The 26036-nt window shown below is 36.0% G+C and carries 21 protein-coding genes, 1 tRNA gene and 2 pseudogenes; 12 read left to right on the forward strand and 12 right to left on the reverse strand.

Annotation, left to right across the window (positions count from 1 at the left end; genetic code table 11):
* Window positions 1-12 precede the first annotated feature (12 nt).
* Complete coding sequence (locus OPR21_RS01400; RefSeq protein ID WP_006280292.1) at window positions 13-600, reverse strand: L-threonylcarbamoyladenylate synthase; 588 nt, start codon at window positions 598-600, stop codon at window positions 13-15.
* Window positions 601-718: 118 nt separating this feature from the next.
* Window positions 719-1189 (reverse strand): hypothetical protein, encoded by a 471-nt coding sequence (locus tag OPR21_RS01405; RefSeq protein ID WP_010082479.1) that lies wholly within the window; start codon window positions 1187-1189, stop codon window positions 719-721.
* 75 nt (window positions 1190-1264) lie between these two features.
* Here OPR21_RS01405 and miaA point away from each other — a divergent pair, with 75 nt between their 5' ends.
* Window positions 1265-2149 carry a tRNA (adenosine(37)-N6)-dimethylallyltransferase MiaA gene (miaA, locus tag OPR21_RS01410; protein WP_006280293.1) on the forward strand — a complete coding sequence of 295 codons (885 nt, stop codon included), beginning with the start codon at window positions 1265-1267 and terminating at the stop codon, window positions 2147-2149.
* Here the strand turns inward: miaA and OPR21_RS01415 are convergent.
* The gene (locus OPR21_RS01415; protein WP_236515191.1) at window positions 2146-2976 is read right to left on the reverse strand and encodes a hypothetical protein; all 831 of its coding nucleotides are present in this window, start codon (window positions 2974-2976) and stop codon (window positions 2146-2148) included. The genes miaA and OPR21_RS01415 overlap by 4 nt on opposite strands.
* Before the next feature lie 296 nt (window positions 2977-3272).
* Between OPR21_RS01415 and recG the strand changes: the two genes are divergently transcribed.
* Window positions 3273-5294: an ATP-dependent DNA helicase RecG gene (gene recG, locus OPR21_RS01420; protein WP_209472617.1), complete on the forward strand. Its 2022-nt coding sequence runs from the start codon at window positions 3273-3275 to the stop codon at window positions 5292-5294.
* A gap of 690 nt (window positions 5295-5984) precedes the next feature.
* Here recG and OPR21_RS01425 read toward each other — a convergent pair.
* Window positions 5985-6941: an IS5 family transposase gene (locus OPR21_RS01425; RefSeq protein ID WP_265029812.1), complete on the reverse strand. Its 957-nt coding sequence runs from the start codon at window positions 6939-6941 to the stop codon at window positions 5985-5987.
* Window positions 6942-7343: 402 nt separating this feature from the next.
* Between OPR21_RS01425 and OPR21_RS01430 the strand changes: the two genes are divergently transcribed.
* Window positions 7344-7631: a hypothetical protein gene (locus OPR21_RS01430; RefSeq protein WP_213863045.1), complete on the forward strand. Its 288-nt coding sequence runs from the start codon at window positions 7344-7346 to the stop codon at window positions 7629-7631.
* A gap of 15 nt (window positions 7632-7646) precedes the next feature.
* Here the strand turns inward: OPR21_RS01430 and OPR21_RS01435 are convergent, their stop codons facing one another.
* From OPR21_RS01435 to OPR21_RS01460, 6 genes are all read right to left on the reverse strand, one after another.
* A complete protein-coding gene (locus OPR21_RS01435) occupies window positions 7647-8096 on the reverse strand; it encodes a hypothetical protein (protein WP_231115844.1) in 450 nt (149 codons plus the stop codon).
* A gap of 135 nt (window positions 8097-8231) precedes the next feature.
* A tRNA-Gln gene (locus tag OPR21_RS01440) sits at window positions 8232-8306 on the reverse strand.
* On the reverse strand, window positions 8297-8632 hold the full coding sequence (gene cutA / locus OPR21_RS01445) for a divalent-cation tolerance protein CutA (protein WP_320157058.1): 336 nt from the start codon (window positions 8630-8632) through the stop codon (window positions 8297-8299). Before cutA ends, OPR21_RS01440 begins: the two co-directional genes overlap by 10 nt.
* 167 nt (window positions 8633-8799) lie before the next feature.
* Window positions 8800-8964, reverse strand: a complete 165-nt coding sequence (locus OPR21_RS01450; RefSeq protein ID WP_265030053.1) for a hypothetical protein — start codon at window positions 8962-8964, stop codon at window positions 8800-8802.
* The gene (locus OPR21_RS01455) at window positions 8961-9917 is read right to left on the reverse strand and encodes an IS5 family transposase (protein ID WP_265029812.1); all 957 of its coding nucleotides are present in this window, start codon (window positions 9915-9917) and stop codon (window positions 8961-8963) included. The genes OPR21_RS01450 and OPR21_RS01455 overlap by 4 nt, the downstream gene beginning before the upstream one ends.
* 253 nt (window positions 9918-10170) lie before the next feature.
* The gene (locus OPR21_RS01460; protein WP_320157059.1) at window positions 10171-11949 is read right to left on the reverse strand and encodes an actin-bundling T4SS effector WalE1 family protein; all 1779 of its coding nucleotides are present in this window, start codon (window positions 11947-11949) and stop codon (window positions 10171-10173) included.
* 155 nt (window positions 11950-12104) lie between these two features.
* On the opposite strand from OPR21_RS01460, the gene OPR21_RS01465 reads away from it, so the two are divergent.
* From OPR21_RS01465 to tnpC, 9 genes and pseudogenes are all read left to right on the forward strand, one after another.
* Window positions 12105-12320, forward strand: a complete 216-nt coding sequence (locus OPR21_RS01465; protein WP_006279848.1) for a hypothetical protein — start codon at window positions 12105-12107, stop codon at window positions 12318-12320.
* An 82-nt stretch (window positions 12321-12402) separates the two neighbouring features.
* Window positions 12403-13437 (forward strand): FtsH protease activity modulator HflK, encoded by a 1035-nt coding sequence (gene hflK, locus OPR21_RS01470; protein WP_006279849.1) that lies wholly within the window; start codon window positions 12403-12405, stop codon window positions 13435-13437.
* Between the two features lie 2 nt (window positions 13438-13439).
* Entirely contained in the window at window positions 13440-14312 is an 873-nt protein-coding gene (hflC, locus tag OPR21_RS01475; RefSeq protein ID WP_012673275.1) for a protease modulator HflC, read from the forward strand.
* A gap of 3 nt (window positions 14313-14315) precedes the next feature.
* Window positions 14316-15800 carry a DegQ family serine endoprotease gene (locus OPR21_RS01480; protein ID WP_265030054.1) on the forward strand — a complete coding sequence of 495 codons (1485 nt, stop codon included), beginning with the start codon at window positions 14316-14318 and terminating at the stop codon, window positions 15798-15800.
* A gap of 230 nt (window positions 15801-16030) precedes the next feature.
* Window positions 16031-16759 (forward strand): annotated as a pseudogene (locus tag OPR21_RS01485) (hypothetical protein); the annotation flags it as partial.
* 397 nt (window positions 16760-17156) lie between these two features.
* On the forward strand, window positions 17157-18569 hold the full coding sequence (locus OPR21_RS01490; protein ID WP_265030055.1) for a gas vesicle protein GvpG: 1413 nt from the start codon (window positions 17157-17159) through the stop codon (window positions 18567-18569).
* Between the two features lie 233 nt (window positions 18570-18802).
* Window positions 18803-18997, forward strand: a complete 195-nt coding sequence (locus OPR21_RS01495) for a hypothetical protein (protein ID WP_010962871.1) — start codon at window positions 18803-18805, stop codon at window positions 18995-18997.
* Between the two features lie 33 nt (window positions 18998-19030).
* The gene (locus tag OPR21_RS01500) at window positions 19031-21601 is read left to right on the forward strand and encodes a hypothetical protein (protein ID WP_265030056.1); all 2571 of its coding nucleotides are present in this window, start codon (window positions 19031-19033) and stop codon (window positions 21599-21601) included.
* Window positions 21602-21965: 364 nt separating this feature from the next.
* Window positions 21966-23309 (forward strand): IS66 family transposase, encoded by a 1344-nt coding sequence (gene tnpC, locus OPR21_RS01505; RefSeq protein WP_265022247.1) that lies wholly within the window; start codon window positions 21966-21968, stop codon window positions 23307-23309.
* A 49-nt stretch (window positions 23310-23358) separates the two neighbouring features.
* Here tnpC and uvrB read toward each other — a convergent pair whose 3' ends face one another.
* Window positions 23359-25266, reverse strand: coding sequence for an excinuclease ABC subunit UvrB (gene uvrB / locus OPR21_RS01510; RefSeq protein ID WP_265030057.1), 1908 nt, complete (start codon window positions 25264-25266; stop codon window positions 23359-23361).
* A gap of 395 nt (window positions 25267-25661) precedes the next feature.
* Window positions 25662-25934, reverse strand: a pseudogene (locus OPR21_RS01515) (transposase); the annotation flags it as partial.
* Window positions 25935-26036: the final 102 nt, after the last annotated feature.

The raw sequence follows: 26036 nt of genomic DNA on the forward strand, positions 1-26036 counted from the left end.
CTCCTATAGATTTTAGTTTGAAAATGCGTTGTTTACTGTTTGTAATGAAATTGCACCTTCCCTTAAAACCTTAATCTTATCTTCGGTTAAGTCAATAATAGTAGATTCTATACCAGAAACTAGTTCGTCATCTTCAATCACTACAGATAAATGTTGCTTAATGGATTGTGGTATGTCGTTTGCCTTACATACACTTTCTTTTCCTGAAATATTTGTACTAGTTGCAACTATTGGAACTTTCAGTTTGTTTAGTATTGAAATTGCAATAGGATGCTCAGGAATTCTGATACCTATACTATCTTTAAAGAATTCGTTTGGCAATATGTTGTTGTTTTTAAGTGGTAAAATATAGGTAATTGGTCCAGGAGAAAAGTGGTTTATTAAATCAATATATCTTTCCTTTACCTTTGCTATTTTTGTCAAATTGTAAATATCACTAACAAATATAGACAGTGGTTTATTTTGAGAGCGTTTCTTTATCTGATATATTTTTCCTATAGATTCATTATCTAGTGCATTACAAGCAAGAGCATACACTGTTTCTGTTGGAAAACACACTAATAAATTGTTCTGTATTGCATTTATTATTTTAGATACCATATAGCTAAAAACTTATTCATAACAACTAGATCAGTTTTGTTGCACTGTATCTTATATAGTAACTGCTAGTTTTTGTAAACGTAATGCAACGCAGCTTACCATTTGTTATGCAGATTTGCTACAACCCAAACTCTTCATTGACTTTATCAATTATTGCCTGTGGTGGATCCTCTCCCCATCCTGAATACAAAATCTCTCCATAGTCTGCAACATCTATAGAGCCAGTTCTGCTTTTTGCTAGAAACATTTCTCTTTTCTCTTTATCAACTAATACATAATGCCACGCTGATTTTCCACGATCTTTACCACGGACTAAGTATATAAGATCTGACCTACTTCTTTTTGTTGCATCAGCAAAAGATCTTTCATTGACAGTTCTGCTTTTACTTTTTATGCCGCCACTTTCAGAAAAAGCTTCCTTGGATTCGGTTTTTTTGCCTGCTAATTCAGAAATTTTTCCTTTTTCCCCTAATGCCCGTTCTTTGGTGTTTTGAGACGAATACTTACTGGAAAAACCTTCCCCTGTACCGCCAGGAGTCCTGTTTGTGAAACGCTTAGTAAATGAATTATTGTCGTTGTTTTCTGCCATAAAAATCTCCAAACTTTAGATTGTAGAATCCAAACTTTTACTACACTTTATCATATGTTAATTAAATTAATATAAATGAAAAATAATATAGTAATTATTACAGGAATTACGGCCTCAGGTAAATCAGAATTATGCGATAACCTGATAGAAAAATATGGAAATATTAGTATAATAAATTGTGATTCAAAGCAGGTATATGAAGAAATTCCCATAATTACTGCTCAACCACCAAAGCAAGAAGTATTTTATAAACTATATGGTTATGTTTCAGCAAAAGAAAATTATTCCGTGGGTCTATGGTTAGAAGATTTAGAAAAAGAAGTTAATCACGCATTAGAAAATGCTCAAATACCTATCATCACTGGAGGAAGCGGGCTTTACATCAGCAGTTTAATCAAAGGCTTATCATCAATGCCACAAATAAGTCAGAAAGTGAGAAAAAACGTAAGTGAGCTCAGGAAAAATTTAAGTAAAGAGGAGTTTTACAAATTAGCGCTAAGCAAAGATCCAAGGATTCAAGGTAAAGTGTTCATGAATGACTCGCACCGCCTTTCAAGGGCACTTGAAGTTATCACTGAAACTGGCAAGTCAATTTTTGTATGGCAAGAGAATAGACAGCCTCCTTTATTCAATAATTTTAAGATATATACAATTCTGCCTAAACGTGAAGATGTATACCGAAAAATAAATTCTCGTTTCATTACAATGATTGAAAATGGAGCAATTGATGAAGTAAAAAAGCTACTTAGCATGAACCTAGCCCCACATTTGCCAGCTATGAAAGCACACGGAGTGCCAGAAATTATAAAGTACTTGAAAGGTGAGATTACTTTAGACGAAGCGATACAAATTGCTCAAACAAACACAAGACACTACGCGAAACGTCAGTATACCTGGTTTAAAAAACAATTTCTAAATGCTGAAGTGATTGATTGTGCAAACAAGCTCAAGATATTTTAATTCAGGCCGTGCTCATTACTACGAATAGGGGGTTCCATATTTTCCAGATGGTCGCTTACTTCTAGTGGATCGCCTAAACCATGCTCTATTTTTATTTTAAAAAATCCAAGCCTCTCGCACAATTTCTGAAAGTATTCTTTTATAATGTCAAATAAGCTTTTATCACCTATATTATAGTCCTTCAGTCTCTCAGGAACAGTAAGTGACAAGTTACCATTTGTGTATGTTACATTTTTATCATCTTGAGACTTAAGCGTGAATTCTAGTGAGCTGGATAGATCACACACCTTGTCACCGAATGTACCGTCACTCCTTTGGAAAAATATTGGTAATGTCATATCAGATTTAACACTCACATTATTTTGGCTAACACAGTCAATACTTATCACTTTTTCAGGGCTTTCTATTATGAATGAATGCTGGCTAAGTGCACCTTGAAACTCTATATGTACACCAGCTTCATATCCTGCTTGATTACAATTGATAACTAATTCTTCCAAGATAGAGTCACTTGGAACTTCTGCCTTAGCGTATTTGAACATCTCCTTAAAAACTTTTCTTGCAAATGGGCGGTAGTCTTCATTTTTACCTTCACTTTTTGGCAGTAAACTATCATGTTCTTTGTATAGCTCGGCAATCAAATCTCTACTTATACTTTTGCCGTTAATAACAAAATCCATTCTCTGAAAATCTAAGAACGCTGTATTACCAGAATTCGCTTCAGCATTGTCTTTACCAGCTCTTAACTTGCTAAAACCAAACTTTTCTGCTTGAGCTCTTAATGTAACTACTGGGTTTTCCTTTTCTTTTGGTGTAGAGCTGTTCATCATTAATACCTTGATATAGACTGCTAATGGTATAATAACACATAAAAATGATTAATAAGTTAATAAAATACCTACTATAAGCCCTATGATAGCAAATATAGTTAGGGGTAACTTAGGCTTACCGACGATTTTAAAAACAACAAATTCGTCATTCCGTTACGTGTTAGCGGCTGAGATACCGCGAATGAATCGCGGTATGACGTTAGAGAGCTGTGCTAGCTATAGTGCATACCTGACCATAAGGTGACAAGATTTTAAAAAGGCTCTATAACAGTTTTACACATGTATGAATCTCAATGAGCAATCAGATTTTTCTAAATAGCAGGCTGGAGAATATACCTAAGTTCCATTCCGCAATATTGCCTAAACTTTGTGGTGGGGACAAGGTGGTGGATCTGCTGTTTTATAAGCCACTTAGTTATGTGGATAGAAGCAAGTTACTATCTGATGCTCGAGTTGGAGAATTTACAACTTTCATTGCAAAAGTTTATGAACATCAGTCGCCCACTTTTAGAGGTAGACCATATAAAATAGTCGTTGAAAGTGAGAGTCAGTATATATTCATAGTCTTTTTTAATTACTCAGTTAAGTATTTATATAAACTATTTCCAATTGGAGCGAATGTGATCATCAGTGGCAAACTCGAAAAATTTGCTGAACATTGGCAAATTACTCATCCAGATTACGTGTCGCTTGACATCAACCAATTTAAAGAAATAGCTTGCATAGAGCCAGTTTACCAATTATGCCGTGGCATTACCAATAAGCGCATTGGGAACATAATAAGCTCTAATCTAAAGGAATTGCCTGATTTACCAGAGTGGATAGATGATACATTAATCAAGCAAAAAAAATGGTTAAGTTGGAGGGAAAGCATCATAAAGTTGCACAGACCAAGCTCATTGGCGGAAGCTGAGGTTTGTAGAAAAAGGCTTGCTTATGATGAATTGTTTGCGTATCAGCTAGCGCTGAAACTTGCAAGAAAAAATCATGTGAAAGAAAGGGGAAGAGAATTTATAATATTGAGTAAATACAAAGAGCAAGTTTTAAATGAATTGTCGTTTCAATTAACAAATGATCAAACTCGTGCAATAGATGAGATCTCAGAGAGACAAAAATCCAAGTATCGCATGATAAGCTTGCTGCAAGGTGATGTTGGTAGTGGCAAAACCGTAGTTGCACTTTTTGCGATGATAAATGTGGTAGAAAACAACATGCAGGCAGCTCTAATGGCACCGACTACTATCTTGGCGGAGCAACATTATAATTGGATTGAGGAAGTTTTATCCTGTACCGATATAAAAGTTGCGCTGCTTACTGGTAAAACTTCGCGCAAGGAAAGAAAGATTATCATGAACGAACTTGCAAGTGGTGTTTTAAATATAGTGATTGGCACTCATGCACTATTTCAAGCTAACGTTACATTTAAAAATTTAGGGCTTGCAGTCATAGACGAGCAACAGCGATTTGGAGTGATGCAGAGAAATCGCTTGGTAGGAAAAGGAGAAAATGCCGATATACTTTTCGTTACTGCAACTCCCATTCCAAGAACCTTGCAGCAAGCTATGTATGGTGATGTTGAATGTTCAATTTTGAAAGAAAAACCAAAATCCAGATTGCCAATAAAAACTGTAACTATGAACATTAGTAGGGTGCCAGATGTTATTGAAAAGCTAAAAGGTGCTATAAACAGGGGCGAAAAAGCATATTGGATTTGTCCATATATAGAAGAAAACGAAGAGACCAATATTGCTGCAGCAGAGATGCGTTTTCAGGAATTACAAAAAACATTTCTTGATAAAGTCGGGATAATACACGGAAAATTGACTCAGGAGCAGAAAGATCAAGTTATGTTTTCCTTCAAAAGGAATGAATTTTCTCTGCTTGTTGCAACCACTGTGATAGAAGTTGGTATAGATGTGCCAGATGCAACCATCATGATTATAGAAAATGCAGAGCAATTTGGGTTATCACAATTGCATCAGTTAAGAGGCAGAGTAGGGCGAGGAAACAAGCCATCTTTTTGTGTATTATTATACGATAATTTAAGTAAAAGCTCATCTTCAAAGTTAAAGATCATGTGTGAGTCACAAGATGGATTTTACATTGCTGAAAGGGATATGATGCTAAGAGGCAGTGGAGATATTTTAGGCACAAAACAATCAGGATGTATGGAATTTAAATTTGCTGATTTATATCAGGACAAAGAGCTGCTCAATCTCGCGTATAATAACGCAAAAGGCGCAATGGCTGATTTTGAATTACTGCTTGATATATTTGAATATAGGAGTAGATTACATTTTTCAAAATTTCAGTAGGAAAACCAGGTAGCCCGCAGAAACGAAAAAACTTCCTTGACAAACCTCGCCAGCCCCCTTATCATGAAACTGAAGCTATTGTATTTGCTTTCGCCAATCTGCAGATTAAAAGGTAAGGATTACTTAATGTATCGGCGTCTTATGTTCAATTTTTTGCAGTATATAGATACTGTATGTCTTTACAAAACTTCATCTACATCTAGATTTTTATCTAAATAAGCTGAACGCGCTTATAAAGCGTTACAAGACATCAAAAAATGCCAATACTCGACAGAGATAGTAAAAGACTAGCTAACTCGGGGATTCTTTGTCTTTTTTTCTGCTTAGTAAACTTCTTAAACATTTGCAGCGTAAGTTAGTTGCAATTAAAAGCGGCTGAATCTCGCTTGTCAAGCGTTTAAAACATAAAAAACGCCAATATTTTAAAGCGGATAATAACCACGGGGCTTCTTTTGCCTTTTTTTTCGTTTGGTAAATTTCTTAATGTTTGTGGCTAAAAGAGCCCAAGAGAGGTCAGTGCTCCTGTGATGTCATTCCAGTCTGGAATCCAGCATTTCACACAATCCCATCAAGAACGTTGTATTTTACATAACACTTTTATGCTTACCAACCCAGTGTCCAATCAAAATTCCTGGATCCCAGTGGGCTTTGTTGCATCGCTCTTCGGATAGTAGGTAACGTACAATAAATTCATGAAGCTATCTCAAACTTAGCCATGCCTATTTCAGTAAATTTGTTAAGCAAATAACACTTGAGTAGCAGTTCCTTCTCACGATTAATTTCAGATTTGCTCCTAAAACTAAACCCAAATATTCGCTTCAACCTTGAGAAAAATCCTTCAATATACGATCTTTTTCCGTAATTTACTTCTTCTTTCCATCTTTTTATACCATTCTCACCATGTAATTTCATTAACTGAATAGCGGCATTTCTATCAAGCATATAATCCAATTTTGGATGCTCTGCTGCGTTGTTTTTCGGAGGAATTTTCGTTTTTATACCATATTGATTACACAGCTTATAGAGCTTTTCTCTGTCATATGCCCTATCTGCATATAGTACTTTTATGACATACTGAAAATCGACTTCTTTTAGCAAATCACAAGCTCCATAGTGATCAGAGTAGACACCGTTACTGTATTTTACAGCTATGGCTTTTTTGCTGTTTGTATTCAACATTACATGCAATTTTCTTGTCTGTTCATAGCTGCGATACTTTCTATCTTCGCTATTTTCTTTGCTATGACCAGGAGTGTTGTTGTATATACTAATTCCTGTACTGTCTATAGCAATTTCGATATCTTCCATATTATTTTTATCAATTCTGCAATCATTGATCTTAATATTGAGTTTCTTAAACCTTCTTGATGATTGTGAATAGCTGATAACTTGCAAATTTTTCCCAATTTGCTCAAGGTATCCTGCTATAAACCCAACTGTTTGCCTCAGGCCTATTCTAAATAAACAAGTTATTATGTGCACCAAAATTACAACTTTATCGCTATAAATATTGTTGCCACCTGGTATTTTTGGACCATTCTCGTACCACTTTTCTATGGCTTCGTTGATATAATGAAAAATATTTCCTCTTTTTTCTAGAAATTTGTTATATTCGCTATGGTTACTGACCCTCATTTTTTGTGGCATATTTTTTCTTTCAAGGTTAAATGGCTATTTTATAATGAATTTTGTCAGTAGCCACCAGATTTTTCAGTTGCTATGCAACAAAGCCATCCCAGTGTCTGGGCACTGGGATGACATCATAGGGACACTGGGATGACACCATAGGGGCACTGCCGTCATAAAGGAACCAGTGTCAGCTACTTGAATGACATCATAGGGGCGCTGGCCTGACAACCGTCATCCCGCTGCTTGTTAGCGCCGCGGCGGTATGACGGTCCGCTGCTTGTTAGCGAGATACCGCGAATGAATCGCGGTATGACGGTGTAATGACGGTTAAGTAATTCGTTATCCCGCTGCTTGTTAGCGGAATCTGCTGTGGCAACATAAACTCAAATCATTCAAATTTTAATCCAAAGAGGTATCATTATGTCAAACAACTTCAATTTTAAAGAATTTTTTAACCACTATGAAACAAATAGTACGTCAGATGATATACAAAGGTATTATTTGCTGTGGAAATCAGTAATAGCGCAGGCGATGACTGATGCAGCAAGTAACTGTAAAAAAACAGAAAGCTTGGTAGAAAAACGTAAGGCAATTTCTTGGTTGTCAGACTTTAGTCAAGATTTTGTGCACACATGTATATTGGCTGATTGTGATCCGGTATACGTAAAAAATAAAATACAGCCAACCTTAAAAAGCCTTACTAGATAAAGCCTTTTTATATACTTAATGAGGTTTACTCCTTTTACCGAAAAAAATATAATTCAATCTCCTATCTATAGTTGCCTCTATATCTTTGATTAATAGCTGCTTTATCATGTTTACTTTTCGCTTTGCATCTTGAGCTTGACGCTCATTGTTACCACTGTTATTGCTGTAATTATTCTTATCACTATAACTACTGCCACTTGTGTTACTGAACTCACTACCCTTTTTTCTTCTTGTGTTGAGTATCTGTATTATCTTTTCCTTTAAAAAGGACTTCCAGCCTGTGCCAAGTAATAATTTATAGAGAAAATGCGGAGTAAGAAACGCCACTAATATTCGAATAGAAATTCCGTAACCGAGATCTTCCCTATTTTCATAATACCACTTGCAATATTGAAACAAACGGTAAAACGCATTTTTGAAAGAGCAAAATTCTACAGCATACCAAAAACCATTGCTGAGAAACATGAGCACAATGCTGAATGTGTAAAGATACATTGTGAAGAGAAACAGTTTCACAATTATATCTTTTAGACTACCTAATATATAATTCAATAATCTTAATTTATAGAAAAGTGATATCATTCCACACCCACTTCAATATGGCTGGGGTGGAAGGATTCGAACCTTCGCGTGGCGGTATCAAAAACCGCTGCCTTACCACTTGGCTACACCCCAATACTACTTACATCAATAACACTATTAGCCCAATTAGTAAAAGATTTATTTGCTTTTTCTATGGGCATCACAGCAATAGCTGGCTGATCATAAGAATGCATTGCTTCGATTTTTTCTACAATTTTATCAACTTGATCATTCCTGCTCTTCATAATTGCCACTACTTCACAACTATTACTAATTTTACCTTCCCATAAATACAGAGAATGCACTTCGGGAAATATATTTACACATACAATTAATTTCTCGTTTAACAATTCTTCAGAAACAGTTTTAGCCTCCTTCAAACTTGAAAAAGTTGTATAAATCAAAACTAAATTATTCATTAGAATCTACATAAATGCATTGCTACTATACTCTACCGAGATTTATTCATCAAGAGAAAATAACGCCAGCGCGTACTGTATGAACATTTGTTTGCAAAGGTAGTATGTTAAGTGTTATAGCTAGTTTGCCTCAAACGTAAAGGTGTCATCCCAGTGCCCCTGTGATGTCATTCCAGTGCTTGACACTGGAATCCAGTTTTCCATATAATCTCATTGAAAACGTTGTAACCACTTTCTATGCTAGTTTGCTTGTAAACAAGCAAACTTTCCTGGATCCCAGTGGGCTTTGTTGCATCGCTCTTCGGATAGTAGGTAACGTACAATAAATTCATGAAGCTATCTCAAACTTAGCCATGCCTATTTCAGTAAATTTGTTAAGCAAATAACACTTGAGTAGCAGTTCCTTCTCACGATTAATTTCAGATTTGCTCCTAAAACTAAACCCAAATATTCGCTTCAACCTTGAGAAAAATCCTTCAATATACGATCTTTTTCCGTAATTTACTTCTTCTTTCCATCTTTTTATACCATTCTCACCATGTAATTTCATTAACTGAATAGCGGCATTTCTATCAAGCATATAATCCAATTTTGGATGCTCTGCTGCGTTGTTTTTCGGAGGAATTTTCGTTTTTATACCATATTGATTACACAGCTTATAGAGCTTTTCTCTGTCATATGCCCTATCTGCATATAGTACTTTTATGACATACTGAAAATCGACTTCTTTTAGCAAATCACAAGCTCCATAGTGATCAGAGTAGACACCGTTACTGTATTTTACAGCTATGGCTTTTTTGCTGTTTGTATTCAACATTACATGCAATTTTCTTGTCTGTTCATAGCTGCGATACTTTCTATCTTCGCTATTTTCTTTGCTATGACCAGGAGTGTTGTTGTATATACTAATTCCTGTACTGTCTATAGCAATTTCGATATCTTCCATATTATTTTTATCAATTCTGCAATCATTGATCTTAATATTGAGTTTCTTAAACCTTCTTGATGATTGTGAATAGCTGATAACTTGCAAATTTTTCCCAATTTGCTCAAGGTATCCTGCTATAAACCCAACTGTTTGCCTCAGGCCTATTCTAAATAAACAAGTTATTATGTGCACCAAAATTACAACTTTATCGCTATAAATATTGTTGCCACCTGGTATTTTTGGACCATTCTCGTACCACTTTTCTATGGCTTCGTTGATATAATGAAAAATATTTCCTCTTTTTTCTAGAAATTTGTTATATTCGCTATGGTTACTGACCCTCATTTTTTGTGGCATATTTTTTCTTTCAAGGTTAAATGGCTATTTTATAATGAATTTTGTCAGTAGCCACCAGATTTTTCAGTTGCTATGCAACAAAGCCATCCCAGTGTCAGCTACTCGGATGACACCTTTCCTAGCAGAGAAATCACAATGTTCATACGGTTGTACGCATACCGCTGGGATCTAGGATTTTTCTATAGTTTAAAAACAAAAAAAGGACGTTACTCATTGAGTAACATCCTTTTGGAGAAGGTAGAAGTTTTACTTATTACACTGTTCCTGGAGTTGCTGTAGCTCTTGAGTTGACAGGTTCTGCACTAGGTTGATCTAGAGATGCGCGTCGTTTTGCCAACTTTTCTTCGAGTTCTCTGTCAAATTCTTCTTTTAAAGGAAGAACTTGTTTTCTTGTTAGCGTAGAAGAACCAGAACCCATTCCACTATCAGTAGAATTACTGTGAGTGAGAGTTCTGTTACTCAAACTATCCAGGTTTTGCTCCACAATAGGATCACTGAGAACATCTTCACTGAAAGAACTTTGTCCATTTAAGTTAGTCAATGAGGCGCTTCTAGGTAGTTCTGGTGGAGCAACTGGAGTAAGCTTAGGAGTTAAGCTACTAGATGAATTGCTTCTACGGACTGTTGCAAAGTTCTGAGAATCTGAATCAGAGACAGTAGCAGTACTTTCAGTTCCTATAGAATTTAGTGAATTGCTTCTTGGTGGCTTCGGTGGAGCAACGTAAAAAGTGCTCTCCCCTACTCGTCTAGATGACGCGCCTGATTCAAGAGATTGATATTCAACTTCAGAAGTTTTTCCTGACTTTTTGCCACTTTTGAAAGGTGATGAAACCTTATCCCAAAGTGAAGTAGCTCCTTTATGGTTTGCAGGATTTAACAATTCCGCTTCGCTGCTAGCAGTACTGTCAGTACTTACAGAATTTAGAGAACTCATTGAACTGCTTCTTGATGAGCTGTTTTCAAAAGATTGCATTGAACCTTTTCTGATACCATACTTTCCTGCTACTTCATTAAGGTTCTCTATAGAGTTAGAAAGTTTATGCTCTGTTTTGCATTTTTTAATAATCTCCTTAATTTCATTATGATGTTCAGAGAAAATTTCATAAAGACTGTTATTATCTTTAGATAATAAATTTTGCAACTTCTTAGCGTCTAATTTATTGACAAAATCTACTTGCTGTTTCAACCGGTTGATCAACTGGTCCTTTTTGGCACTTTGTTGACCATCAACAGAATAAGCTTTCTCTAATATTTTTTCTCCCAGCTTAGAAAATATTTCCTTAGTTAAAGCAGAGTTATTCACGGCTTTGTCTTCAAGAACTTCCTTAATAAACATCTCCTTTACACTATTGAAATTCCTTGTTTTTTCTTCTGTTTTCAAAACAACAGTTTGACCTTCGTTACCTATTGAATATGGGATGCCGTCTAAACTAGACATGCTCACACCACTATTACTCATCTTTCTCCCAAATTTTTGAACGCCATCCCCCATTGCTCTTAATGCAGAACTAGTTCCCTCTCTTGTTGCCTGTCCCACAGAACTTACAGCTTCTTTTACTGAGTCCTTAGCATGCACAGCACCATCTTTAATTTTTCCTGCAGCGTATGTTGATGCGTCCTTAACTTTCCCAGCAGTATATTTCGCCCCATCAACTGTCTTTTCTGCTGACCACTTGAGCCCTTTATATCCAGATTGAACTGCTTTTACAGCAACTTTTACAGCGAAATATAAAGCAAGACCAACTATAGCACCTGGTATAGCAAGTGTTGCACCAACTGCCAAAAGTGGTAGTACTGCCGTAAATAACCCACTTGCTGTACTTACTACAAGAATCTTATCTCCTTGTTTCATCTTAGAGAATTCTGTATCTCCTTTTAACAGGTCAGTTATTCTTTCTTTTAGCTTCTTGTGATCATTAGCAATATCTGAATTTGATAGATTTTGCATAGTTTTATTCAAATCAAGACTACCTTCTTGTTGTAGGCCTATTTCAGTTTCAACAGAATTTAAACTTTTTTTATTAGGTAACATTTTTAACCTCACTATTAATTAAATATATTGTAATTGTATTCCTTGATTCTTAAGTTAGTGTTAAATTGATTGCCAGTATTTATTTGTCTTCAAATAATTTCGCTTGACGTGTTTTTTGATAGTGTGGAAAATTAGGTCAAGAAGCTGCAGCATTTATGAAGTATAGAAAAAGAACACTCATCTTTTTGGCTGTTATAACTTTAATAATAATAGCTTTACTATTTAGGTATAATTCCCATTTTCACAAAGACGTAGTGCACTTAAAGAGTGACAACAAAGAATTCAAAAAAAAGCCAGAAAATTCCATAGAGTCGACCATATTACATAGAGAAAAGGAAGTGTACGATCATGTTTTCCATCCTGATGATTAATTTGTAAATAAAATAGCAATTTATGTTTGCATTTTCTTATTAAAGAAGTAATATTAGCGTATTAATTATAGAATCAATCATTATGTTTGATGATAATAATCCTTGGAATCTGGGAAAGAAACCGGTAGGGAACAAAACTCCTAATAATGAAGATATTTTAAGTAAAGCTGTATCTGATATAAGGTTCTTTCTTAATGGATTAACCAGAAACAGGGGCAAAAAACCTTATTTCATCATTTTCATTATTTTGCTGTTCTATGCTTGCACTGGCTTTTATATTGTCCATCCTAGTGAAGAAAGTATAGAACTTACCTTTGGTAAATATTCTAATACAGAAACACCTGGTTTGCGTTATCACTTCCCCTACCCTATTGGCAAGGTTTTTAAAGTGAACGTTAAGGAAGTAAATCGTGAAGAAATTGGGGTAAGTAGTTCTTATGGGCGAGATACAGATCGCGGTGAAGGCGTGATGCTAACTGGAGATGAAAATATAGTCAACGTTAACTTCGAGGTTCAATGGCGCGTTAGAGATGCTAAGGACTATTTATTCAAAGTGCGGGATTACAAACCTGGTTTCAGTGTTAAAAATGCTGCTGAAAGTGCCATGAGAGAAATAATAGGTAAAAACACGATCTCTTTTGCACTTGGTCAAGGCAGACCAGAAATTTCTAGAGATACTAGAATTCTATTGCAGCAGATTCTTGATGGATACCAAATGGGCATAGAGATTTTATCTGTTCAAATGAAAAAAATTGATCCACCAGAAAAAGTAATCAGTTCGTTTAGAGATGTACAAAGTGCTCGTGCAGACAAAGAGCGTACTATAAACGAAGCATATGCTTATAATAATGATATTATACCTCGAGCAAAGGGTGAAGCGATAAAGATAAAATTAGATGCACAAGCATATGAAAATGAAGTAATAAATGAAGCAAAAGGTAATGCAAATCGCTTTTTATCTCTTTATGAGGAATATAGACAGAATCCTTCTCTCGTTAAGAATCGTATTTATCTTGAAACTATGGAAAATATTTTCAGTAAGGTAGACAAAGTTGTTGTAACTGATGATCTGAAAGGTATGTTTTCTTATTTACCTCTTACAAATTTAGGAAAATAACCATGAGTAGTAATATTAAAATTGTTTTTGTTTCTGTATTTGTTGTTTTATTGATTGTTTTATCTAATTCAATATTTGTTGTGCAAGAAACAAAGCAAGCAATAGTTATACAACTGGGTAAAGTTGTAAGGGATGTTAGGGAAAGTGGCTTATATTTTAAGTTACCATTCATAAATAGTGTAGAGTTTCTTGATAAAAGAGTTTTAGATTTAAGTCCTGATAAGATCCCAAGGGAAGTGATAACAGCGGATCAAAAACGTATTATAGTAGATGCGTATGCAAAATATAAAATAACAAATCCTGTTACTTTTTACCAGGCTGTGAGGAATGAATCAGGTCTGGTTAGAAGATTATATCCGGTTATAGAAGCTCACATAAGAGAAAATATAGGCAGATTTTCGTTGATTAGCTTGTTGAATGAAAAAAGATCAGAGGTTATGCAATTGATTCAGCGTGGAGTTTATTCTGAAGCTGAAAAATTTGGCATAGAAATAATAGACGTAAGAATTAAGAGAGCAGATTTACCAGAAGAAAATAGTTCTGCAATATTTCGCCGTATGCAAACTGAAAGGGAAAAAGAAGCAAAAGAAATCAGAGCAGAAGGAGAGCAAGCTGGGCAGGAAGTTAGATCAAAAGCTGATAAATTAAAAAGGGAAATTATCTCTAGTGCAGTAAAAGAATCGTACGAAATAAGGGGCCGTGGTTATGCTGAAGCAACTAGAATTTATAATGAGGCATTTAAGGTTGATGAAGAGTTCTTTAACTTTTATCGCTCTATGAGCGCTTACAGTAAATCATTTGCCGAAAATAATACTAAATTTGTACTTTCACCAAACAATAACTTTTTAGATATTTTAAATAAAGGATGGAAATAATTTATGAAAAGTAAGGCATTTATTTTATCTATATTTGCATATTTTCTAATTGCGTTTTCTTCGTATGCTAATATGTTTGATTGGAATGCAAAAAAGGTCGTTGATGCTAGCACTACTGCATGCAACTGTAATCAAGGACTTGCCGATTTAGTGGAAGAACTCATTCCTGCGGTTGTAAATATTTCAAGCGAACAAATCATCAAACAAGAAAATAACAGCAGAACTAGAGTTCCATCTATGCCAGGAAATAATTTTTTTGATGATTTTAGAGAGTTTTTCGAGCATTTTGATCAGTTTTTTATGGATAGGGGCCCTAGTGTTAACAAAGAGGTGGTGTTGCTTGGTTCTGGGTTTATTATAGATAAAGGTGGAACTATAGTAACCAATTATCACGTTATTAAAAACGCCAAAGATATCACAGTTACTATGAACGATAATACTTATTTCAAAGCAGAAGTTTTAGGCTATGATGCAAGAACTGATCTTGCTGTGCTTAAGATTAATTCTGATAAAGATCTTTCTTCTGTTGCATTTGGTGATTCTGATAAAGCAAGGGTTGGTGATACGGTTATGGCAATAGGTAACCCATTTGGTTTGGGTGGCTCTGTAAGCACAGGAATTATATCTGCAAGGTCCAGGGACATTAGTATTGGCACTATGAATGAATTTATTCAAACTGATGCTGCAATTAATAGGGGTAACTCTGGAGGACCGTTATTTGATTTAAATGGAAAAGTTATAGGTATTAATACTGCTATCTATTCTCCATCTGAGTCTGGCGGCAACGTGGGTATAGGTTTTGCCATACCATCTAATTTAGCTATGTCAATTATTGACACATTAAAAAGTGGCAAAAAAATAAAACATGGTTGGCTTGGTGTGCAAGTTCAGCCTATAACGAAAGAATTTGCTGAGTCCTTGGGTTTAAAAGATATAAAAGGCGCATTGGTTGCAAGTATAGTAAAGGATAGTCCTGCAGAAAAAGGTGGGATTAAAGTAGGTGATATATTATTAGAATTTGACGGTAAAAAAATCGATAGAATGACACAATTACCTCAAATGGTTTCAAGAGCTGGACCTGAGAAAAAAGTACAAATTAAGTTACTTAGAAAGAGCAAAGAGGTCAATATTAAGGTTGTGATTGAAGAATCTGCAAATGATGGTCAAGGTAATAATCAAGAAGAAAACAAATCAACATCCGATTACATAACTGGTTTAACTGTTTCAAACCTGCCAAAAGAATCAAAAGAAAGTAATCCTACAAAAGGTGTGATAGTTACTAATGTAGATAGTAACAGTAATGCCACGTTGCGTGGTATTAAAAAAGGGGACATCATTATCCAATTGGATGGAACTGATATAGAAAATACTAACGATTTTCAAAAACAAGTTGATTTAGCAGTAAAGAAAAACGGTAAAGATTCAATAATGTTGCTCATTTACCGCAATGGAAATCAATTTTTCGCTTCAATAAAGTTAAAGAAGTAATTTTATTCACTAAATTTACAAAACAGTGGTGTTGTAAGCTCGCTACTGTAACACTTCAATCTTATAAAATAAATAAAAATCTACACTAGATTTCTTGCATAACCATATAAAAAATCAAAGGATGTCATTCCAGTGTCAGCTACTTGCATGACGCCGTCATAAAGGAACCAGTGTCGGCCACTTGGATAACACCATAGGGGTTACTTGGGTGATACTATAGGAGGTCTAACATGAACTTTCTAAAATTCATTGAACTGTGCTTTCAAACAGTAGTGCCGGGATGTGAGTATAATGATTATCAGTACATAAAAGTCATAGCAGACAGGCTGGAAGCAGCGAATGCTGGCGAAGTAAGGCGCATAATATTCAATATGCCTCCGCGTTCAATGAAGTCCATATGTATGAGTGTTGCGTGGCCCGCATGGATACTGGGAAATCAGCCAACTGCAAGAATAATAGTTGCAAGTTATTCTAAGTTGCTTAGTGAAAAACATTCGCTTGATACCAGGTGCATAATGCAATCTGATTGGTATAAAGAACTATTTCCAGAGGTAGAACTATCCAAAGACCAGAACACTAAATATAAATTCCAAACAGTGCAGAGAGGATACAGAATCGCAACATCAGTTGGAGGAACATTAACCGGTGAAGGTGGTGACTCTATTATTGTGGATGATCCGCTTAACCCTGCTCAAGCTTTGAGTGAAACATTTAGAAAACGTGCCACAAACTGGTTCGATCAGACTTTAGTAACGAGACTCAACGATAGAAAAAAAGGAGTAATTGTGCTTGTGATGCATAGGCTCCACCTGGAAGACTTAACTGGGCACCTCTTATCTAAGCCAAAAAACATATGGCATCACATTTGTTTGCCAATGATTTCTGAAAATAAGGAGGTTATTTATTCAATTAATAACCATACTGGTGTCATTCCAATCCCCCCTCCTGTCATCCCAGTGCCCAGACACTTGTATCTGGGATCTCGTTCCTTAACTTTATAGTGTAAATTATTTCAAATTGTGTCTAGCTGCAAGTATAATAATTTCCATTTATAGATAAAGTATGTTGCAAATGTTATGCCAAAGAGTATAATAAAATCTATATCAAATACTTTACAAGAAAAAGTGGGATAGAGGCAAAAGCAAATATTAATAAGGATAATTTAAGAAAAGCGCATGCTAGAGCTTGAAGAAGCAGTAAAAATAAAAAATATTATTGAAAGGTTAAATAGCACATGATATAATATATATATATAGTGTAAAAATGTAAATAATTTTATTGACATCTTTACATTAATAGTTCTTAAATATTTAGTACTGTAGAATTAAATTATTAAGTTTTATGAAGGAAGTAAAAATGGTGGAAAGCTTTTCAGGTAACAACAAAGGCAGTAATTTTATTGAGGAGGCAAAAATAATGGAAAATTTTTCAGATAATAACGGAAACGGTAGCTCAATCTTCCAAGGAAAAATCAGGGAGCAAGATTTCTCTGCAGAGCAGAAGCTAAATGAACTAAAAGCAGCCATAGAGGAGCTTACCAGACAAGATTTGCTCAGGAGGCTCGAGTGTGAGCGTCAGGCTTCTAGTTGTATCGATGAAATATCATCTCAAGCAGAGCTACATATCGGAGAAGGTGATGATGAGGATTACTTCACTGGTGAAAAAGGAAGAGTACTCGGAGATTTCTGGAATTTCTTTGAATCTCTCTTCAACCTTTTTGAAGTAGATGTAGATGATCCGAAAATCTACCAAATGCTCAAGGAGAAGAAAGAAAAAAACCTGATTGCTGCGATAATGAAGTTTTTGCGTGATAAGCTTAAGGAGTTAATCAAGAAGATTTTTGCACGCGATTTAAGTTTCAATCAGAAGTTGGACAAAGAGATAAAAGAATTGCAGGAAAAATTAGGCAGTGGTGAGTTATCAGAAGAAGAGTTTGCAAGGGCGTTAGAAAGATTAACTGCATTGCAAGATCTGAAACTCAGGTTACAAATGGCCGTTGTCGGATGGATTGTTACAATGTTCGCAGAGATGTTTGGAGTTGAGTTGGCGGCTGCGGTAGAGGCATCTACAGAAAAAGAAGATAAAAAAGCAGAAAAAACATCATTAGAAGCAACTAAAGAAGTTTGCGAAAACGTAGAAATGAAAGTGGATGAAAGAGAAAAACCTAAAGTGCCAGTTTTCCTTTTTGAAATTTCACCAGGATTTGTAAGACCGGTTGTTCTGAGCAAACCAGAACTTGAAATTGCGTCAGATCCTTTGAAACATCTATTGCGTCTTGCTGAGCTTGAAAGAAAATATCATGAAAATTCACAAAAACCAGAAAAAGTGAATGAAGAGAAAAAAGCGAAGCCTGAACCGAAGAAAGAGGTGTGTCCACCGAAACTTCCAGACAAGAAGCCTGTGGCAAGTGGGATAAAAATTAATTTTAATAAAATAAAGAATATTGGTTTCCGAGAAAGGGATGCGAATACTAGTGTTAATGGAAGAGGAACCACGCCACCCACTAATGGACAAGGAAACAAGCTTGATAATGGGAAGAAAAACGAGTCTGCTAGTTATGCAGCAAGCCGTCTGAATGGTAATGTTAATAAGAAAGAAGCGGATAACCTTTACACCGAACTTGCAAAAGAACTTGCCAATTTTAAAATAGGTGTTTGGAATGGTGCTGAGAATGAAGGTTCTGTGAATGATGCTCAATCACCAAGAGGATTGACTAATGATGTAAAAGTTGAGAAATGTGTAGAAGGTCAATCAGTAGGAAAGACATAATCGTGAAGGTAGTTAGATCCCAGTGTCTGGGCACTGGGATGACACCCTCTTGGATGGAAACCAGCGTCAGCTACTTGGATGACGCCTCACCATGTCATTCCAGTGCGTGACGCTGGAATCCAGGAGTATAAAAATGACGAATAAAATTTATACTAAAAAATATAAAAAAAGTGCTTGCACTACAATTTATTTTTAGTATATTAGTTACATAATATTTTTACTTAGGGGTCAATATGTATAGTAATAATGATAAAAAAGATAGCGATAAAGGGTTTACTCCAAGCAGCAGGTATGAAAAGTATAGCGGTTCTAATCCGGTAATGCTTGAGGCACGTGAAAGACAGAGACGTGAAAGTAGCAAGCCTGGCTCGCAAATGGAGAGTAGTAGCTCTACTAGTGCTGGCAGTAGTAAAGGTAAAAGTAAGTAATGTTGTTTCATCACAATTTTAGTAGGGGGAGTTATGGGTAATTCTACAAAAGAGCTAGTTAACGCATTTAACTTAAATAATTATGGTATTGATAAGGTCAATACTAATTTTACTGTAGAAGGTAAAAAGATTGTTGGTTTATTTGCTAGTGGTACTAATACAAAAGAATATCTGCGAAGAATAGGAGAGGAGATAATAAAGCAGCACTACAGTGATGGAACTGAGGTAGCAAGTGAATATTATAACTTAAACTATTTTCCATTTGTTCTAGATGCTAATCCTGATAAAGAGGATTTAGGTAATGGCATAGTGAAAGTAAAGCTTGCAGATTCTACAGATAATGGAGTAATTCGTAACTTGAAGGTTCATTTTGCTAATGAGTTTGAGGGGGCTGTGAGATCTAAAGTGGCTGCACTTCTACAAGAATTAGTAGGAATAACGAAGGAACAAGCATATGAATGGGTCAATGGAACTGTTGGAACAGGAGCGATAGGTAGTCCTTATCTATACTGTATAGCTTTTAGCAACGAGTACCTCGAAAAAAGGTATAATCCGAGGATTTTTGAGCTATTGAAGAGTCTTTATATCAGTGAATTTAACTCAAGATTAGAGGCGTGTGGTCTTAAGAGTTCAGACTTTTATGAATATAAAGATGGTATGTTATACATTAAAAATGTGAGTGATAAGGTAGTCAGGAGTGTAACAGAATATGTTAAAGGGCGAGTAGCGCTTGATTTTAGAACTCCAGGCAGCGTAGAGTCTAAAGTTGAAAATTGTAAAAATGTTTTGAGTGAACTAATTCTTAAAGCGACAGGAAAGTTTGTTGACGGGTATGATTATGATGACTTTACAAACAAAAACAAAATAAAGAATGGGCATAGTTTTGCTCTTATACCTTTTATAGAAGAGAATGGTCAGTTGAAATCTTTAAGTTCTAGGGATGCATCAAAGATTAATGGAGGAATATTTAATGGTTTTCATTGTATAAGTGATATTAGAGGCAAAACTGCAAATCCACAATTTGCTAATTGTAAAGAGCCAGTTTATGCTTTCTCTAATAAGCAGATTGCTCAGTTACTTCCTAAAATTATGGGGTCTCCAATTGCATATAATCAAATAAACGGACGTTTTGAATTTGCAGTTGATCTTGAGAATTTTAAGAGACGTAGCTCGAGTCGATCCTCCTCAACGGTAACTTCTCCACTCAATTCTCCTACACATGCAGAGCCACCAAGAACACCGCTTGAACAAACTGGAGCTAGGTTTTTTGAATCTAGAGGAGACAGAGATAGTGGTCTTGGTGATTCACCTCCACAACTTAAGGATTCTGGTTCTTCAAGTGGTGGTCCAAGTTCTGGCTTAACTGAATTGTCATCACCGACACAGGAGTTTCCCAAGCGAAGTCGTGGTGAAGGGTTAGAGAGGCCTCCCAGGCAAGGATCAGAAAGAGAGGAAGGAAAAGGGGGGCTGTTTCAGTTGGTGCCGGGGGAAATAGATTCAAGTCAATCCACTTGTGATCAATCACAGCTATCTTCCGGAGAAATAGGTCCAAGTCAATCCACTTGTGGTCAATTACAGCTATCTTTGACCTGTGGATCATCATCGATTCCTTCTCTTAGAGCATGGGATAGTTCAACATTCTTAAATCTTGAGGTTTCTAATGAGGAATCTGAAAAACAGCAAGTTACTGATAAAAGTGATCGAAAAAGTAGTGATGAGTATTCTGAAGCGAAGCCACAAAAGAATGAATCTCCGGAGAAGCAACATGGGGGTGGTTTGTTCTGTAAAGAAAGAGAAAAGTTATCACCTTTTAAGCGACGTAGCGTAGAGCGTGGTACGACATCTTCAAGTAGAAGTGATCTTGTGCATTGTGTAACTGAAAAACCACTTTTGTCTAAACGATCTGCCTCAGAAAGAAGAGCAAAAAATAATCCACCCTCAGGAGTGACTTCTCCTGTTACTGAACCAGATGATGGCGGATTTCTCAATAGACCAAGAATACGAGCATTACGTTCTGAAACGAATGGTGGTATTCCAGAACCCTTGCCACAAGATGCCGTAAGCAAGCCAAATGTGCCCGGGGACCGTAATTCTAAAATTTCTAAAGATAGTGGTTTCGAGTCGCTTGAGCGGCCACAGCCACCGTGGCAACAACGTCTTGATCCTGGTCAGAGGGAGGAACTATGCAAAGTTCTTTCTCCTGAGCTGCAGAAGAAGCTAAACTCCGGCTTTTTTCTTCCTAGGTACGAAAAGTTACTACACTTACTTTATGTTGATAGTGAGACACTGCATTCACTTCTTTCTACTTCTGAGGGAGCAGAGCAAGTGTGCTCAGTTCTTCCTCCTGAGAAGGGGAAGCAACTACACTCAGATTTACCTTTTAAGACAAAAAAAGGCTTACTTTTTAAATTCTTTGGTGATGAACAAGAAATTAGTCGTAACGTTTCTACAAGTTCTGCAGATAGTGGTTTAGGGAAGTCGCTTGAGCGGGGACAGTCACCGTCGTTTATTGAAAAATTTAATGATAAATCTCTTATAAATTCTAGGGTAGATTCTCCTAATATCAAGAAATACTTGCAAGAAGGAAAAGAAGTTTTTGTATAAGCGGTTTGTACCTAATCCACCGCTCTCAGCCACCTAAGCGTTTTATTAGGGTTAGGGCAAAGTCCCTGACCCTAAAGGCACTGGTGTTAGTTTTTCTCATCCATTGCAGATATTGCGCGGTACTAAATGTTTAAAAAGTATTAATATAAAGATATCAATAAAATTATTTACATTTTTATACTATGCACATTACATGTAACCGTTCACGCAATGGCGTCAACTTAAGAGCCTTCATTAGCAGACTCTCCTAAAGACATGATGGCGTTTAGGCTTATCAACTTTGTCCATTCACGGTATAAGAAAGTAGTTTACAAAAATTGCATAATTAGTATAAAAAACAATAAACTAGATAGATGAGGGGTTGATGATAGAGGTGCTACAAGAAAAGATTGTGGTATTGGAGTCAGAAGTTGGTACTCTGAAAGCAGAGAATGATAAGTTAAGGACAAAAATAATTGAGCTAGAGGATAAGCTGGGTTTAAATTCAAAAAATTCATCGCTGCCACCATCGCAAGATGTATATCGCAAAAAGACAAAAAAGAAGAGCGATAAAAAACCAGGCGGGCAGCCAGGACATGAAGCGCACAAGCGGGAATTGATGGTAGCAGATGAGGTGGTAAAATGTTCAATTGATACAATTTGCATGTGTGGAAGCCAAGTTATTTTAGAAGAAGAAACTGTGCATCAAAAGGTTGAATTGCCAAAAATTAAACCGATAGTGACTGAATATAGGCTACAAAAAGGCTACTGTAAGGCGTGTAAGAAAAGGATCTCAGCTAGTCTGCCTGAAGGTGTGACAAGGGATCTTTTAGGAGCTAATGCAAAAGCAGTAATTAGCAGTTTTAGTGGATTTTTTATCAATTCAAAAAGGGAAGTACAGCAAATTTTGAGCAGCATATTTAATCTGAATATAAGCCTAGGTTTGGTATCAAAGACCGAGGGTAGAGTATCAGAAAAATGTATATCTGAATACGAAAAAATAAGAGAAGAGCTACGGAAAAGCAAGTATTTACATATAGATGAAACAAGCCATAGGAACCAGGGAAAGAAAGGTTGGAGTTGGGTAGTAACGAATAAAACAGCAACACTTATGAAGTTAGTTGGATCTCGCGGAAAGAAGATATTAAAAGGGCTATTGCCAGAGTATGATGGAATAGTTATAAGCGATAGGTATGCTGCGTATAATTACTTTAATCGTGAAAACAGACAGATATGCTGGGCCCATTTAGCAAGGGACTTTGAAAGGTTTTTTTACAGTAAAAATGTTGAAGTGAGCAGAATTGGCGCAGCATTAAAATCGCTGAGCAACAGGGTATTTGTGGTAGATAGAGCACGTAAACAAAACCTGATAGACAATTTAAGATTTTTCCGGTTAATGAGGAAGATTCGAAAAAGGGTGAAACATTTTTTGCGAGAGATAACAAGGGTTGCAAAAGGAACTCAGGCCTCGAGAATGGCTGCCAATATACTACGTTCTGAAGATATGATGTGGAGATTCGTGCGCAATCCTGATCTGATCGAGACAACCAATAACCTTGCAGAACGTCAGGCTAGACGGTACGTCATTTATCGTAAAAATAGTTTTTTCACTTGGTCAGAACGTGGAGAAAAGTTCATTGAAAGAATGCTTTCGATATTTTTGACTGCACGTTTGAATGATCAGAATCCTGTCCAGAAACTACAGAATTTAGTCGCTATTCCTGCCTAATTGGGAATATTCCGTGAACGGTTACCATTACATCATGTGTTATTTAACCTTACAATAATTTTTTTATTCTTGCTGCTTCTTCAAATTCTAAATTTTCAGCATGCTCTATCATTTGCTTTCTCAAATCATCCTTATTAGTATTTACTTTCGGTTCTGCTATTGCCCTCTCCTGTAAGGTGTTTGATATAGGTTTTATTATAGTCTTTGGGACAATATTGTGCAATATATTATGTTCTTCTTGTTTTTTTCTTCTTCTTTCGGTCTCTCTTAATGCACGGTCCAGAGAACCAGTGATTTTATCTGCATACAAAATTACTCTACCTTCAGCATTACGCGCAGCACGACCAATCGTTTGAATTAATGAAGTTTCCGATCGCAAAAATCCTTCTTTATCAGCATCCAAAATTGCAACCAACCCACACTCTGGAATATCAAGACCTTCCCTCAGCAAGTTAACACCTACTAAAACATCGATTTCTTTAGATCTCAATTTGTATATAATTTCTATTCTCTCCAGCGCAGCAATATCAGAATGCAAATAACTCACTCTCATATTCAATTCACTCATATATTCAGCTAAATTTTCAGCCATTTTTTTCGTCAATGTAGTGATTAAAACACAAAATCCCTTCCCTATTGTCACTTGTGCCTCATGAATTACATCATCAATTTGACTCTCTATTGGTTTTACAATGCAGATTGGGTCCGTAAGCCCTGTTGGACGGATAACTTGCTCTATAAATACATTACTGGTCTTTGCCAACTCATACTTTCCGGGAGTGGCTGAAATGTAAACAGTCTGCGGCCTAACTCCCTCCCACTCTTCAAATTTTAATGGACGATTATCAAAAGCGGAAGGGAGCCTGAAGCCATAGTCGATCAATTTCTTTTTACGCGCCTCATTACCACTGTACATCGCACCAACCTGAGGAACGGTGACATGACTCTCATCAACAAATAAAATTACGTCTTTGGGTAAATATTCAAACAAAGTAGGCGGTGGATCCCCAGCTTCCATTCCATAGAGATAACGCGAATAATTTTCAATACCTTTACATATTCCTGTTGTTCTCATCATTTCGATATCAAAATTAGTGCGTTGCTCGAGGCGCTTTGCTTCAACAATTTTTTTCTGTGAATAGTAATAATCCAAGCGTTCATGCAGCTCTTTTTTGACTAGTTCAATTGCCTGCAACAAAGCCTCACGTGGGGTTATGTAATAGCTATTTGGAAAAATGGTGATTTTATTTACGCCTTTGGTAACATTGCCCGTTATAGCATCAACTTCAAAAATTTCTTCTATTTCATCGCCAAATAACGATAAACGCCAAGCTTTATTTTCATAATGGGAAGGAAATATATCAATAATATCGCCGCGCACTCTGAAATATCCTCTCTCAAACCTGGCATCAGAGCGCTTGTATTGAAGATCAGTTAAGTTGCTCAGGAAATCATTAATACGAATTTTATTTCCAACACTAAGCGGTATGATCATGCTGCGGTAGCTCTCAGGCGAACCAAGACCGTATATGCAGGAAACACTGGCAACTACGATCGTATCCCTGCGCTCCAAAAGGGAGCAGACGGTGGAATAACGCAGCATCTCAATTCTTTCGTTAATTGCAGAATCTTTTTCGATATAAGTATCAGTTTGTGGTAAATAGGCTTCAGGTTGATAATAATCATAATAAGAAATGAAGTATTCAACAGCATTATGGGGAAACAATCCTTTCATTTCCTCATAAAGCTGTGCTGCTAAAGTTTTATTGTGTGCCATAATTAATGCAGGCCTGTTTGTCCTTGCAATAACATTTGCCATAGTAAAAGTTTTCCCAGAACCAGTAACTCCAAGCAAAACCTGATCTCTTTTATTACTATTTAGCCCTGCAATTAAGCTATCGATTGCCTGTGGTTGATCCCCAGCCGGTTGAAAATGTGTAGCGATTTGAAATTCCATAGACTTTACTTACTATCTTTGATTCATTGTATAGTAAACACTATATTGCTTTTAAGATAAGTTGTATAGCTATCGTAAAGCCATAAAACATTAACCAACAATGTCATGCAAGTAGCTGACACTGGAATCTTGTTTCAATGTTAAACAAAATACCATAGAATTCAAGAAGACAATTCCTAAAAAATCCCTACATCCAAAAAAAGGCAAAATGCTGCTTGAATAAGCTAAATTTTTTTAGATGCAAAAACAATAAAACATAGTTGATACTAAAGTTATAGTACTCCTAAGACAACGTTACAAAAATTAAGGAAATGGATAGCTCTGATCAATTGGAATAGTATTTTCAGGTACCGGTGGTCAATATGACATTTTTAAAATAAAGATTTAGAACCTGTTTAAAATCTTCTCAATAGAAGAGAAATGAAGGAAAGAACGACCATTTGTAGGCTAGTGTTAAGTTTTCGCTCGCAATTTTTCCACAATCGTCTGCATTTTTCTAACCAAGCGAAAGATCGCTCTACAACCCATCTTTGTGGCAATACAGCAAAGGAATGTAATTCACTTCGTTTTATTACTTCTACAGTTGCTCCAATAATCGTTTTTATTTGAGTTGCAAAATTTTCTCCTGTATAACCTGCATCGACCAGTATATTTTTAACTTCCGAGAGGTTTTCTTTTGCGCTTTCAACCATTCTCACAGCACTGCTAACCCCAGTTGTAAATTAGAAAAAATAGAAAAGGTAAGGAAATAGGGTAAACTCCGAGGTATT

The sequence above is a fragment of the Wolbachia endosymbiont (group A) of Philonthus cognatus genome, assembly GCF_947251755.1.
In the GTDB taxonomy this organism is placed as follows: Bacteria; Pseudomonadota; Alphaproteobacteria; order Rickettsiales; family Anaplasmataceae; genus Wolbachia; species Wolbachia pipientis.